We start from the raw sequence: 12,342 nt of genomic DNA, 5'->3' as shown, positions 1-12,342 counted from the left end.
TTGGCCGAGATTCTTTTCTACCACCTGACGGAATCGAAGCTCGAGGATGCCCTGCCGCCGTTGCTCGAAAAGAGCGTCGAGCGCGGCTGGCGGGTTGCGGTTCAGACTGTCGAACCGGCTCGCCGCGATGCGCTCGACACGCATATCTGGAGCTGGCGCGACGACAGTTTCCTGCCCCACGGCACCGATGCCGGCGAGGAACCGGAAGCGCAGCCGGTGCTGATCACCACCGTGCCGGACAATATAAACGGCGCAACTGTCCGATTCATCGTGGACGGCGCCGAGCCGCCGGATGCCCTCGAATACGACCGCGTAGTCTTCGTCTTCGACGGCCACAATCAGGAACAGCTCGAAGGTGCGCGCGGCCAGTGGAAGAAGCTCAAGACCGAGGGCCACAAGCTCACCTACTGGCAACAGACTAATGAAGGTCGCTGGGAAAAGAAGGCCTGAGCCTCCGCACGGGTGTGGCTTTCGGGCCGGATGTCGTCCATCGAGCAGTATAGGGTCATGAGGATCTGATAGTGCCGATGCGTGTCGGCGAGATAAAGCTGTAAATCGGCTGCTTGCTCTACCCCGCCATCGCCTCTTCATACTCGGCCGACAGTTCGAGCCACTGCTCTTCCGCTGCCGCGAGCTTTGCGGCGGCCTCGCCGCGTTGTTTGACCTTGTCGGCGGCCTTGGCCGGGCTCTTTTCGTAGAGTGCGGGGTCGCCGAGTTCCGCATCCAGAGCGGCAATCAGCTTTTCCAGCTTCTTGGTCTCGGCCTCGATATCGTTGATCTTCTTGCGCAGCGGGCCGAGCGAGGCTCGCCGCTCGGCGGCCACCTTGCGCTGGTCGGCCTTGCTCGCCTGGTCGGCTACGGGGTCAGGCTTGTCCTTTTCGTCTTTTTTTTTACCCGAAGAGACGATTAGGCTGCGATATTCCTCCATGTCTCCCTCGAAGGGGGAAACGGTGCCGTTGTTGACCAGCCACAGCCGGTCGACGGTCGCCTCGATCAGGTGGCGATCATGGGAGATCAGGATGACCGCGCCGTCGTAGTCGTTCAGCGCCGCGATCAGCGCGCGGCGGCTGTCGATGTCGAGATGGTTGGTCGGTTCGTCGAGGATCAGAAGGTTCGGCGCATGGAAGGCGGCAAGGCCCATCAGCAGGCGGGCCTTTTCGCCACCCGACAGGTCTTTCGCTGCGGTTGCCATCTTTTCGGTGGCAAGGCCCATCTGCGCGACGCGGGCGCGTACCTTGGCTTCCGGCGCGCCCGGCATCAGCCGGCGCACATGTTCGACTGGCGTGTCGTTCGGAACGAGGTCTTCGAGCTGGTGCTGGGCGAAGAAGCCGATCTTCAGGCTCGGTGCCAGCTTGATCTCGCCGCTTTCGGCCTTGAGCCTGCCGGAGATGAACTTGGCGAAGGTCGACTTGCCGTTGCCGTTGGAGCCGAGCAGCGCGATGCGGTCGTCGGCGTCGATACGCAGGTTGATGTTTTTCAGGATCGGCTTGCCGGGCTCGTAGCCGACCGCACCACCGGAAATCGCGATGATCGGCGAGGCGGGCTGTTTTTCCGGCTCCGGGAAGGTGATCGGCTGCACATGGTCCTCGATCACCGAGGCGACCGTGCCCATCCGCTCCAGCGCCTTGACGCGGCTCTGCGCCTGCTTGGCCTTCGAGGCCTTGGCCTTGAACCGGTCGATGAAGCTCTGCAGGTGCTTGCGCGCCGCCTCGTTCTTCACCTTGGCCTTGGTTTGCAGCTCGTCGGCTTCCGCCTTCTGCCGCTCGAACTGGTCATAGCCGCCGCGATAGAAGGTCAGCTTCTTCTGGTCGAGATGGATGATCGAGTTGACGGCAGTGTTCAGGAGGTCGCGGTCATGGCTGATGACGATCACGGTGTGCGGATAGCGCCGCACATAGTCCTCCAGCCACAGCGTGCCTTCGAGGTCGAGATAGTTGGTCGGTTCGTCGAGCAGCAGCAGGTCGGGTTCGGAAAACAGCACGGCCGCCAGCGCCACGCGCATGCGCCAGCCGCCGGAAAACGACGAGGCAGGACGCAGCTGCGCTTCGGCATCGAAGCCGAGACCGGCAAGGATGGTCGCGGCGCGCGCCTCGGCCGAATGGGCGTCGATGTCGGACAGCCGCACCTGGATATCGGCGATGCGGTGCGGATCCGTCGCCGTTTCAGACTCGAGCATCAGGGCCGCGCGTTCCTTGTCGGCGGCCAGCACGATCTCGATCAGCGACTCCTCGGTTCCGGGCGCTTCCTGCGCCACCTGGCCGATGCGCGCATTCTTCGGGATCGACACCGAACCGCTCTCGGGCGAGAGGTCGCCGGTGATGATCTTGAACAGCGTCGACTTGCCGGCGCCATTGCGGCCGACGAGACCCGCCTTGGTGCCGCTCGGCAGCGAAACGCTGGCATGGTCGATCAGAAGGCGGCCGGCGATGCGGGCCGATATGTCGTTGATGGTAATCATGCCCGCGCTTTTGGCCGATGTGCGGCACAAAGGCAAGCTGCGGGCGGATTGGCGTAGGCCGTGGCCGATGGAGGCGTGTCGAGGGTGGCATCCGGGCAACAGGCGCGCCGCTCCGCTTGCGGTTTTTGCCCTCAGGCGACGTGGCGGCCTCCGGCTCGGCCGCGTTCGGGCACAAAGACGGCAATCGGCTGGCGCGGATTGGCGCGGGCTACACCGAGCGAGGCTTGCGCTTGGGCCAGGAGTTCCATCGGCGCATCGGCGTCGTGGCTGAGCGCGATGCCGATCGACAGGCCGAGCCCACCGTGCTGGGAACCGTGCTCGGTGGCGAAGACCAGATTGTTTTCGACGGCGCCATGCAGGCGTTCGGCGATCGCATAAGCTTCCTCGCCCGAAACGTCGCTGAATAGGAAAGCGAAGTCGTCCCCGTCGATGCGGGCGACGAAATCGTTCTTCTTGATCGTCTTGCGGAAGATGGCGGCCATGCGCTTCAGCAGGCGGTTGCCGGCCTCCTCGCCGAATTGCAGGTTGATCGAGCGGAAGTTGTCGACGTCGATGAGGACCAGCGCCGTCGCGGGTGCAGGCACATCTTCCGCAAACAGCTCGCCGAGTCGGTTCATGAAAGCCAGCCGATTAGGCAAGCCGGTCAGGCCATCTTTCGCCTTCATGACTTTCGCGGCTTCGGCTGCGCGGTCCGCCGCCTCTATCTGCTGCAGGCCCTTCTTCAGCTTCACGGCAAGTTCCGTCTCGGCCTGCAGCAGGTCTGCCGCCGCTGCCGCCAGGAAATCGAGCTCGGCGATCAGCTCGCCGATTTCCCGTGTCTCGTCTTCGCGGATCGACCGGGTGATGGTTTCAAGGGCGCGGGCGAAAGTCTGCTTGTGCAGAATGCCCAGGCCAAGATGGTCGCCCAGGTTGTGGAGCAGCGCGGCACTTTCGGATTGCAGCCTCTCCTCGGCAAGCCAGCAATGACTGGCAAGACGGTGTTTCAGTCCTAGCTGGTCGAGGGCGTGCTGCGTGGGACGCTGAGCGAGAGCGGCGAGGTCGCGGGCGAGCCCGGCATTGTGACCGTGGAGCGCCTCGTGGACGAGGTGATAGTTGCGGGGCAGCCCGGCTATGCCATGTATTGTCATGAAGCCCGCAACCTTCTGCAGGTGATCCGTTCCGGGTCCAGGCTTCACGCCGGCCTGATTGGGATGAGATTTCTGATGCGGGATGCTGGCGTGAGGCTGCATGTCTTGTCCCCTGATAGGCGGCTGTTCCGGTGTTGCGGGGGGAGCGTAGGTTCCAGTCTTCTGGATTCCGTTAAATTGGCGGCAGGAGGTGAGGTCCTGGCCGCCAACATTCTTCATTGGGTTAATTTTTGCCTTAGTGCCTGCTTCGTGTGCAACCGGACCCGCAGCGCTCACTGATCCGGCAGCTGAGGTGCGGCAAAGGCCATTTAATGAAATCTTAGTTACCGCGCGGTACCCTAATTTTGCAGTGCGAAGTCTGGCGGCAGTGTTTTCCACAGGTCTCGCACGGCAAAGCCACCGAAAGAGGAGCGGTGCGCGGAAGGAAACAAGGAGCAACGACTGATGGCATTGCACAGGTCGATCGTCCTGGCGAATTTCGCGTTCTTTCTGCTGCTAATCGTGGCGGTCTGGGCGCGTCCGGCAGGGCCTTTCGTTCTGGTCGTCACGGACCCGGGCGGCGACGCGAGCGGCAATATGCAGGTAATCGGAGACGCGGGCGGCCGCCTCGTCTGGTCTGGGCGTTATGCCTGGGTGTCGGTTGCCTATTCCGATGCGAATGACTTTGCCGGCCGTCTGATGCGTGCCGGCGCGCTCCTTGTGCTGAACCATGATCTGGCAGTCGGCTGCCTTGAAGGGAATTGACATGAATGCTCTGAACGCTTTGCGGCACAAGGCCTCGACGGGGATCGTCGCGCTTCTGTGGCTGAATTTCGCGCTGATCGTGTTGCGCAATATCATGCGCGCCGACGGCTTCGATCTCTTTTCCATCGTCGCCACCTTGCTGATCGTCGGCTCGGCGACGCTCCTTTGGATGAAGGACCGCACCGGTCCGACGACCCGTATCGTCACCTCAATGGCGCATGCGGCGACAGTCGCGGTCATGGTCTTCGCGTTTGCCGGTTCGCCGCTGCAGATCGACATCCATATGTATTTCTTCGCTTCGCTGGCGATCTGTGCCGTCTGGGTCGACTGGCGCGCGCTGGTCGGCTACGCGGCGCTGGTCGCCGTGCACCATGTGCTCCTGTTCTTCGTCATGCCGTTTGCCATCTTCCCCGGCGAATCCGACTTCTCTCGCGTCGTGCTGCATGCGGTGGTGCTGGTGCTCCAGAGCGGCGTCCTCATTGCCCTTGCTCATTCGGTCGTCAGCGCCTTTATCGCATCCGAGGCGGCGGTCCAGGCGGCCACGAGCGCGGAACGCAAGGCCACGACGATGGCCGAGCAGGCCCGCCAGGCCGACGAGCATGCCGAGCATCTGCGGGCCGAGCGCGAGCAGGAAAAGGCCCGCGAGGCCGAAGCCGTCGACTTCGTCGTCAGCAAGCTGGACGAGGCGCTCAGCCAGCTCGCCGCCGGCAATCTTTCGCATCGCATCTCGCAGGAGTTCAAGGGCGAACTCGACAAGCTGCGCTGCTCGTTCAACACTTCGGTCGAGGGGCTGGAATTGGTCATCGGCCAGGTGAGCCAGGTGGTCCGCATCATCCGTGATGGGACCGGCCAGATCAGTCACGCGAACCACGACCTCTCGTCGCGCACCGAACGCCAGGCCGCCTCGATCGAGGAAACCGCAAGTGCGCTTAGCAACGTCACAGAGACCGTTCAGCAGACCGCGAAGGTCGCGGAACACGTCGGCCGTCTGGTCGAGCATGCCCGCAACGGCGCCGAGCGCTCCGGCTCGATCGTCACCAATGCGGTCCAGGCGATGGGCAAGATCGAGACATCGTCGCGCGAAATTTCGCAAATCATCAACGTGATCGACGAGATCGCCTTCCAGACCAACCTGCTGGCGCTCAATGCCGGGGTCGAGGCGGCCCGCGCCGGCGAGGCCGGCAAGGGCTTTGCCGTCGTCGCCCAGGAAGTGCGCGAACTTGCGCAGCGCTCGGCCAATGCGGCAAAGGACATCAAGGCCTTGATCACCGCCTCGGGCGCCGAGGTCAAGAACGGCGTCGGCCTTGTCGACCAGACAGGTGAGGCGCTGCACACCATCGCGAACGAAGTCACTGCGATCAGCCTCGAAGTCGAAAAGATCGTTCGCAGCGCGCGCGAACAATCGAACGGCCTGACCGAAATCGACGCCGCAATCGGCCATATCGACCGCAACACTCAGCAGAACGCCGCCATGGTGGAGGAATCCTCCGCAGCCATCCAGTCGCTGGCCAACGAAGCCTCGCAACTCGAACAACTCATGGTCCGCTTCCAGATCTCGACGGGGGAAAGTTACGGTCGTCAGCAACGGGCAGCCTGATCTGGTCTGCCCATGTCATTCGGCATGAAAAGCCGGCGGAGCGATCCGCCGGCTTCTTGCGTCTGAGGCAAGCTCTGGCGCCTAAAGCCACTGCTGGCCTTCTTGCCGGAGGAAATAGATAAGGTCGAGCGAGAGCGAAGGTTTGCCGAGCGCCGTCAGGGTGGCGTGCGCCTGTCCGCGATGATGGGTCTGGTGGTTGAAGAGATGGGCGAGCGCGGGCCGGAGCCTTTGGGTGATCGGCGTGGGATTGGTGATCGGCGTATAGGTGAAGTCGCCGCCGATCTGTTCCTTCGTGAGACCATCACACCAGTCGATGATGCGCCGGTCTTCTTCCTGCCTCGCCCCGGAGAGTTCCGCAAATGTCATAAACGGCTTCTCGTCGAGCGTGGAATGCTGAGGCCCCGCACCCGTGAAACGTCTGAGCCAGATCCGGTCAGTGACCACGAGGTGCGTCAGGGTAGAGAACAATGAGCCGAAGAAGGCCCCGCGGTCGGCGTTCAGCTCGTCTGGGGTCAGTTCCCGGGCCGCCGAATAGAGATTGCGGTTGGCCCACTGGTTGTAGGCCGCAAACATTTGAAAATGCTGGAGCATGGCTGGTCTCCCCAAAGGTGGCGTCTCGCATATTAGCGGAGATCGCCACAACTTGGTGTGATGCTAGCGATGAAATTTCCTGATTTGATTGTCAGCAGGTTCTGCATTCGAATGCCACCAGCGAAACTGCCATTGCGGGCCGCGGCCCTCTACGAGGAATGAGCATGTCCAGGACGCTCTACACCCTTTGCGGCGCCGACAGCGCCCGCCCGTTCTCGCCGCATTGCTGGAAGACGGTGATGTCGCTCCGCCACAAAGGCCTCGATTTTGTAGAGGCGCCGCTACCGTTCACCGAAATCGCCAAGGTGGAGAACGGCGCCACCCGAATCGTCCCGCTGTTGCGCGACGGCGAGCGGCTGGTGGCCGACAGCTTTGCGATAGCCCTCTATCTGGAGGAGGCCTATCCGGAGCGACCGTCGCTGTTTCGCGGAGACGGCGGCAAGGCCATGGCGCGTTTCGTCGAAGGCTATTCCCAGCTGGTTCTGCACACCGCCATCACCCGCATCGCACTGCTCGACATCCACGACATGCTGGCGCCCGTCGACCAGGCCTATTTTCGCTCCAACCGCGAGGACCGCTTTGGCAAGCCGCTGGAGGAGGTGGCGCCGGATCGCGCCGCCGAAATTGCCGCTTTCCCGGCAAAGCTCGAGCCGCTTCGGCATATACTGAAGTTCCAACCCTTCATCGGTGGCGAGAGGCCGCTATTCTGCGACTACATTCCGTTCGGCGCGCTGCAATGGCTGCGGATCACCACCGGATCGGTCCACCTCGCGGAAGACGATCCCGCGCGTCATTGGTTCGAGCGCTGCCTCGATCTCCATCACGGCGAGGCGAGGGCGGTTGCCTGAAAGCAGAGCCGGCGCGCGGCGCACCAGCGTCGTGTGTGACGCCCGCGTGAAATTCATGCAAGCCCCTTGTTTTCAGGGCCTGAGACGGCTAGAAACCGCCCACTTTCCCCTTAAGACAAAAGGACTAGACCGATGGCGATTGAACGCACCTTTTCGATGATCAAGCCGGACGCAACGAAGCGCAACCTGACGGGCGCCATCACCAAGATGCTCGAAGACGCCGGCCTGCGTGTCGTTGCTTCCAAGCGCGTCTGGATGAGCAAGCGCGACGCCGAGGGCTTCTACGCCGTTCACAAGGAACGCCCGTTCTTCGGCGAACTGGTTGAAGGCATGACTTCTGGCCCGACCGTCGTTCAGGTTCTCGAAGGCGAAAACGCCATCCTGAAGAATCGCGAGATCATGGGCGCCACCAACCCGGCCAACGCCGACGAAGGCACCATCCGCAAGACACATGCCCTGTCGATCGGCGAAAATTCGGTCCACGGCTCGGACGCCCCGGAGACCGCTGCGCAGGAAATCAAGTACTGGTTCTCTGACACCGAAATCGTAGGCTGAGCCAGGCTTTACGCGGGGCCTCGCATGGCTCTGCCCAGTTGAGAATGCCAAAGGAACCGGGGTCGAAAGATCCCGGTTTTTCACTGCTGGGGCGTCGCCGTGGTCATCGGTCGCCGCGAGCGCATTATTCGCTGATCAGCGCCACTTGTCGCGGGCGCGGTCGTCGGCATCCTTGGCCGACACCCAATCGCCGATCGTGCCGTCCTTCAGATACTCCTTCTTCCAGAAGGGTGCGGAGGTCTTGAGAAAGTCCATCATGAAACTGGCGCCGTCGAAGGCTGCCTGGCGGTGGGGAGCCGTGGCAATGACCAGCACGATCTGTTCGCCCGGTGCAATGCGGCCGAAGCGGTGGATCGCGGTCAGGCCGATCAGGTCGAAGCGGGCGATCGCCATTTCACCGATGCGTCGGATCTCGGCCTCGGCCATGCCGGGATAGTGTTCGAGTTCAAGCGCCAAAAGCGTGCCGGCTTCATCGCGGCAGAGGCCGACGAAGGAAACGACGGCGCCGATGTCGGCCCGACCTTGGGTGAGTACCTGGCTCTCGGAACAAAGGTCGAAGTCCTCACTCTGGACGCGGATGGTTGGGACGGTCATCTCATCGCTCTCCCGCTTGCACGTCCATGCAGCGCGCCCATGTCACCCACCCGTCATCGGCGGAAAGAGCCCGATCTCGCGGGCGCCAGCGATTGGTTCGTCGTGCTCGACATGCTCCTGGTTGATCGCAACCCGGATGGCCTTGGGAAACTGCAGGGCGTTTTCGTATTCCTCGCCGAGCGTCGCCAAATGGGCGATGAGGTCGCCAGCGGTCTTCACGTGGCCGGGGAGTTCGATTTCCTCCTCGCCCTTGCCGATCCGTTCCCTGACCCAGGCGAAATAGACGAGCTTGACCATATCAATCCACCATGTGCTTCACGCCGGCACGGAAATAGTCGTAGCCCGTATAGAATGTCAGCACGGCAGCGATCCACAAGAGGGTAATGCCCATTTCCGTCGTGTAGGGCAGGACCTTGTCGCCGGCAGGGCCGGCCAGCAGGAAGGCCAGAGCGAACATCTGCGCCGTGGTCTTCCACTTGGCGATCTGCGTCACCGGCACGCTGACCTTCAATGCGGCAAGGTATTCGCGCAGGCCGGAAACGAGAATCTCGCGGCACAGAATCGTAATGGCCGCCCAGAGCGACCAGCCGGCGATCGTCCCGTCGGCCGCCATCAGCAACAGCACCGAGGCGACGAGCAGCTTGTCGGCGATCGGATCGAGCATCCTGCCGATATTGGAAGTCTGGTTCCAGATGCGGGCGAGATAACCGTCGAGATAGTCCGTGATCGAGGCGACGATGAAGATGCCGAGGCCGGTCCAGCGGGCGAAGTCGGAGCTTTCAAGCCGGCCCTCGATGAAGAAGCACAGGACGATCAGCGGCACGGCCAGTATGCGGGCGTAGGTCAGGAGATTGGGGATATTGTAAGCGCGCGAAGCCATGATGCCCTGTCTGTCGGATATGTTTGGTGTGTAGATGACGGTTTCCCGACGCGACCGTCAACACAAGATTTCTGAATTGTTTTTAAGCTCGTGAGCCTCCAACGCGCGTCTGGTGGCGTCAATCCGCGGCTTTTTCGTGGAAATGGTTGTAAATCAGCCTGGCGACCGCCTCGGAAATCCCCTCGACAGCGGTCAGGTCGGTGACGGCGGCGCGGGAAACGGCCTTGGCCGTACCAAAGTGCTGCAGCAGCGCCCGCTTGCGCGTCGGGCCGATGCCGGCGATCTCGTCCAGAGGATTCTTCACCATTTCCTTCTTGCGCCGTGCGCGGTGCGATCCGATGGCGAAGCGGTGCGCCTCGTCGCGCAGGCGCTGGATGAAATAGAGTACCGGATCGCGTGGCGGCAGGGTGAAGTCCGGACGGCCGAGCGCGAAGAACCGCTCCCGCCCGGCATCGCGGTCGACGCCCTTGGCGACCCCGATCGCGGTCACACAATCGGCAATACCCAGTTCATCGAGAATGGCGCGCACCGCCGTCATCTGGCCCTGGCCGCCGTCGATCAGGATCACGTCGGGCCAGGCGGGGAAGGCGGCATCGGCCGAGTCGTCCGGCGCAACGCTGCGATCGGGCTTTCCCTCTTCCTTGAGAAGACGCGAGAAGCGGCGGGTCATCACCTCGCGCATCATGCCGAAGTCATCGCCCGGCGTGATGTCCTCCGACTTGATGTTGAACTTGCGGTACTGGCCCTTGACGAAGCCTTCCGGCCCGGCGACCACCATGCCCCCAACGGCATTGGTGCCCATGATGTGCGAATTGTCGTAGATCTCGATCCGGCGGGGCGCGTACGGCAGGCCGAAGGTTTCGGCGAAGCCGTGCAGCAGGCGCCCTTGCGATGCCGTCTCGGCGAGCTTGCGGCCATGGGCTTCGCGCGCATTGGCCGTGACGTGGTCGACGACATCCTTTTTGTCGCCGCGCTGTGGCACGAGGATATGCACCTTGTAGCCGGCCCGCTCGGTGAGCGCCGTGGCGAGCAGGTCCTGTTCCTCGATCACCTCGGACAGCAGGATCTGCCGCGGGCAGGGCTTGTCGTCATAGAACTGCGCAAGGAAGGCGTTGAGCACCTCGGCGCTGCTCATCTGCGGATCGGCCTTGGGGAAATAGGCCTGGTTGCCCCAGTTCTGGCCAGCGCGGAAGAAGAACACCTGGATGCAGGTAAGTCCGCCCTCGTGATGAATGGCGAACACGTCCGCCTCCTCGACATTGGCCGGATTGATGCCCTGGTGGCTCTGCACGTGGCTGAGGCCGGCCAGGCGGTCGCGAAACACGGCGGCCCGCTCGAAATCAAGGTTCTCGGCCGCCTCGTTCATCGCAGCGGCGATAGACGCCTTGACGTTCTGGCTCTTGCCAGAGAGGAAATCCTTCGCCTCGCGCACCAGCACAGCATAATCGGCATCTGAGATATCATGCGTGCATGGCGCCGAGCAGCGCTTGATCTGGTAGAGCAGGCAGGGACGGGTCCGGCTCTCGAAAACGCTGTCGGTGCAGGTCCGAAGCAGAAAGGCGCGTTGCAGGGAATTGATCGTCCGGCCAACCGCGCTTGCCGAGGCGAAGGGGCCGAAATAGTCGCCCTTGCGGCCGCGCGCGCCGCGATGCTTGTAGATTGCCGGCGCTCGGCTGTCACCGGTGAGGAGGATGTAGGGAAAGCTCTTGTCGTCGCGCAGCAGCACGTTGAAGCGCGGCCGCAAACGCTTGATGAGATTGGCTTCGAGCAGCAGGGCCTCGACCTCGGTCCGGGTCGTGACGAATTCCATATTGGCGGTCTCGCGCACCATGCGCGTCAGACGGTTGGAGTGAAGCCGCCCCTGGGCATAGTTGCCGACGCGCTTCTTAAGGCTGCGCGCCTTGCCGACGTAAAGCACGTCACCCTCGGCATTGAGCATGCGGTAGACGCCGGGGCTGTTGGGCAACTGCTTGACGAATTCGCCGATCAGTTCGGCGCCGACGAGACCCGTTTCGTTGACGTTGGTGACGCTCCAGTCGACGCTCAGCACCGCGCGCGGCGCATCGCTCTCGACGACGATATCGTCGTCCTCTTCCGTCCCGTCATAGAGAACGCCGCCGTCCGGCAGCTTTCCTCCGGTCATTCATTGATCTCCGTTGCACCGGCCACGCGCCAGGCGAGATGCTGTCCGCCATCGAGCGCAATCATTTGGCCGGTGATCGACGGCGTGTCAAAAAGAAAGCGGATCGTCCGGCCGAATTCCTCAAGTTCCGGTCCGCGTCGAAGGGGCAGGGCGTCAATCTGTGCCTGGAAATCCTCCTCCGTCTGCCGAACGCTCTTTAATGTCGGCCCAGGACCGATGCCATTGACGCGAACCTGCGGCGCGAAGGCCTGTGCCATCGTATGCGTTGCGGCGAGCAGCGTCGCCTTTGACAGGCCATAGGAAAAGAAGCGCGGCGTGGGTGCCAGCACCCGCTGGTCGATGATGTTGACGATCATCCCGCTCCGCTCGGGCGGAAGGTGCTGAAGCAGGGCGGATGCCAGGATAGCCGGCGCGCGCACATGCAGGTCGAAATGCTGGTCAAAGACTTCGGCATCGAAGGCCTCGGCACTGTCGTCGACGAAGACGGAGGCATTGTTGACGAGAAGCCCGATCGGGCCGAGCGCTTCAGTCGCCCTGGGTATCAGTGCGACGGTCGCGGCCTTGTCACGGAGGTCAGCCTGAAATGCGAAGGCGCGACCGCCAAAGCCGCGAATCTCGCGGACAACCGCTTCCGCCTCGTCGCTGGAACGGTTCGCGTGTACAGCAATCGCAAACCCGTGACGCGCCAGATCCAGCGCTATGGCGCGCCCAAGTCTCTTTGCCGATCCAGTGATGAGGGCTGTCTTTGGAATGTTGTCTTTCATAGCGATCTGACTTGGTTTTCTCTGGTTGTGCTTGCCATATA

General features: G+C 62.7%; 13 protein-coding genes. 5 read left to right on the top strand and 8 right to left on the bottom strand.

Features of this window, described 5'->3' with window-relative positions; genetic code table 11:
• A complete protein-coding gene (locus tag ACWPVA_RS09875; RefSeq protein WP_454287515.1) occupies positions 1-450 on the top strand; it encodes a DNA polymerase III subunit chi in 450 nt (149 codons plus the stop codon).
• A 118-nt stretch (positions 451-568) separates the two neighbouring features.
• Here the strand turns inward: ACWPVA_RS09875 and abc-f are convergent, their stop codons facing one another.
• Together abc-f and ACWPVA_RS09865 are read right to left on the bottom strand one after the other, a co-directional pair.
• The gene (abc-f, locus tag ACWPVA_RS09870) at positions 569-2,458 is read right to left on the bottom strand and encodes a ribosomal protection-like ABC-F family protein (RefSeq protein WP_454287514.1); all 1,890 of its coding nucleotides are present in this window, start codon (positions 2,456-2,458) and stop codon (positions 569-571) included.
• A 131-nt stretch (positions 2,459-2,589) separates the two neighbouring features.
• Positions 2,590-3,963 (bottom strand): GGDEF domain-containing protein, encoded by a 1,374-nt coding sequence (locus ACWPVA_RS09865; RefSeq protein WP_454287513.1) that lies wholly within the window; start codon positions 3,961-3,963, stop codon positions 2,590-2,592.
• 66 nt (positions 3,964-4,029) lie between these two features.
• On the opposite strand from ACWPVA_RS09865, the gene ACWPVA_RS09860 reads away from it, so the two are divergent.
• Both ACWPVA_RS09860 and ACWPVA_RS09855 read left to right on the top strand, forming a co-directional pair.
• Positions 4,030-4,329, top strand: a complete 300-nt coding sequence (locus tag ACWPVA_RS09860) for a hypothetical protein (protein ID WP_454287512.1) — start codon at positions 4,030-4,032, stop codon at positions 4,327-4,329.
• Between the two features lies 1 nt (position 4,330).
• Positions 4,331-5,926: a methyl-accepting chemotaxis protein gene (locus ACWPVA_RS09855; RefSeq protein ID WP_454287511.1), complete on the top strand. Its 1,596-nt coding sequence runs from the start codon at positions 4,331-4,333 to the stop codon at positions 5,924-5,926.
• Positions 5,927-6,007: 81 nt separating this feature from the next.
• On the opposite strand, the gene ACWPVA_RS09850 is transcribed toward ACWPVA_RS09855, so the two are convergent.
• Positions 6,008-6,517 carry a DinB family protein gene (locus ACWPVA_RS09850; protein WP_454287510.1) on the bottom strand — a complete coding sequence of 170 codons (510 nt, stop codon included), beginning with the start codon at positions 6,515-6,517 and terminating at the stop codon, positions 6,008-6,010.
• Positions 6,518-6,681: 164 nt separating this feature from the next.
• Between ACWPVA_RS09850 and ACWPVA_RS09845 the strand changes: the two genes are divergently transcribed.
• Entirely contained in the window at positions 6,682-7,365 is a 684-nt protein-coding gene (locus ACWPVA_RS09845; protein ID WP_454287509.1) for a glutathione S-transferase family protein, read from the top strand.
• A 132-nt stretch (positions 7,366-7,497) separates the two neighbouring features.
• The gene (ndk, locus tag ACWPVA_RS09840; protein ID WP_454287508.1) at positions 7,498-7,920 is read left to right on the top strand and encodes a nucleoside-diphosphate kinase; all 423 of its coding nucleotides are present in this window, start codon (positions 7,498-7,500) and stop codon (positions 7,918-7,920) included.
• 135 nt (positions 7,921-8,055) lie between these two features.
• Here the strand turns inward: ndk and ACWPVA_RS09835 are convergent, their stop codons facing one another.
• The 5 genes from ACWPVA_RS09835 to ACWPVA_RS09815 all read right to left on the bottom strand — a co-directional run bounded on the left by ACWPVA_RS09835 (position 8,056) and on the right by ACWPVA_RS09815 (position 12,301).
• The gene (locus ACWPVA_RS09835; RefSeq protein ID WP_454287507.1) at positions 8,056-8,514 is read right to left on the bottom strand and encodes a molybdenum cofactor biosynthesis protein MoaE; all 459 of its coding nucleotides are present in this window, start codon (positions 8,512-8,514) and stop codon (positions 8,056-8,058) included.
• A gap of 42 nt (positions 8,515-8,556) precedes the next feature.
• On the bottom strand, positions 8,557-8,811 hold the full coding sequence (moaD, locus tag ACWPVA_RS09830; protein ID WP_454287506.1) for a molybdopterin converting factor subunit 1: 255 nt from the start codon (positions 8,809-8,811) through the stop codon (positions 8,557-8,559).
• A 1-nt stretch (position 8,812) separates the two neighbouring features.
• The gene (pgsA, locus tag ACWPVA_RS09825) at positions 8,813-9,394 is read right to left on the bottom strand and encodes a CDP-diacylglycerol--glycerol-3-phosphate 3-phosphatidyltransferase (RefSeq protein ID WP_454287505.1); all 582 of its coding nucleotides are present in this window, start codon (positions 9,392-9,394) and stop codon (positions 8,813-8,815) included.
• 118 nt (positions 9,395-9,512) lie between these two features.
• Positions 9,513-11,537 carry an excinuclease ABC subunit UvrC gene (gene uvrC, locus ACWPVA_RS09820; protein WP_454287504.1) on the bottom strand — a complete coding sequence of 675 codons (2,025 nt, stop codon included), beginning with the start codon at positions 11,535-11,537 and terminating at the stop codon, positions 9,513-9,515.
• Positions 11,534-12,301: an SDR family oxidoreductase gene (locus tag ACWPVA_RS09815; protein WP_454287503.1), complete on the bottom strand. Its 768-nt coding sequence runs from the start codon at positions 12,299-12,301 to the stop codon at positions 11,534-11,536. The genes uvrC and ACWPVA_RS09815 overlap by 4 nt, the downstream gene beginning before the upstream one ends.
• Positions 12,302-12,342: the final 41 nt, after the last annotated feature.

This window comes from Rhizobium arsenicireducens (genome assembly GCF_964021225.1).
The sequence above is the reverse complement of the archived record's forward strand: the minus strand, read 5'-3'. Positions and strand labels throughout refer to the sequence as shown.

Bases quoted from the DNA above. Each gene is read 5' to 3' on its own strand.
- abc-f (WP_454287514.1), bottom strand. From the start codon at position 2,458: ATGATTACCATCAACGACATATCGGCCCGCATCGCCGGCCGCCTTCTG.
- ACWPVA_RS09860 (WP_454287512.1), top strand. From the start codon at position 4,030: ATGGCATTGCACAGGTCGATCGTCCTGGCGAATTTCGCGTTCTTTCTG.
- ACWPVA_RS09855 (WP_454287511.1), top strand. From the start codon at position 4,331: ATGAATGCTCTGAACGCTTTGCGGCACAAGGCCTCGACGGGGATCGTC.
- ACWPVA_RS09850 (WP_454287510.1), bottom strand. From the start codon at position 6,517: ATGCTCCAGCATTTTCAAATGTTTGCGGCCTACAACCAGTGGGCCAAC.
- ACWPVA_RS09845 (WP_454287509.1), top strand. From the start codon at position 6,682: ATGTCCAGGACGCTCTACACCCTTTGCGGCGCCGACAGCGCCCGCCCG.
- ndk (WP_454287508.1), top strand. From the start codon at position 7,498: ATGGCGATTGAACGCACCTTTTCGATGATCAAGCCGGACGCAACGAAG.
- ACWPVA_RS09835 (WP_454287507.1), bottom strand. From the start codon at position 8,514: ATGACCGTCCCAACCATCCGCGTCCAGAGTGAGGACTTCGACCTTTGT.
- moaD (WP_454287506.1), bottom strand. From the start codon at position 8,811: ATGGTCAAGCTCGTCTATTTCGCCTGGGTCAGGGAACGGATCGGCAAG.
- pgsA (WP_454287505.1), bottom strand. From the start codon at position 9,394: ATGGCTTCGCGCGCTTACAATATCCCCAATCTCCTGACCTACGCCCGC.
- uvrC (WP_454287504.1), bottom strand. From the start codon at position 11,537: ATGACCGGAGGAAAGCTGCCGGACGGCGGCGTTCTCTATGACGGGACG.
- ACWPVA_RS09815 (WP_454287503.1), bottom strand. From the start codon at position 12,301: ATGAAAGACAACATTCCAAAGACAGCCCTCATCACTGGATCGGCAAAG.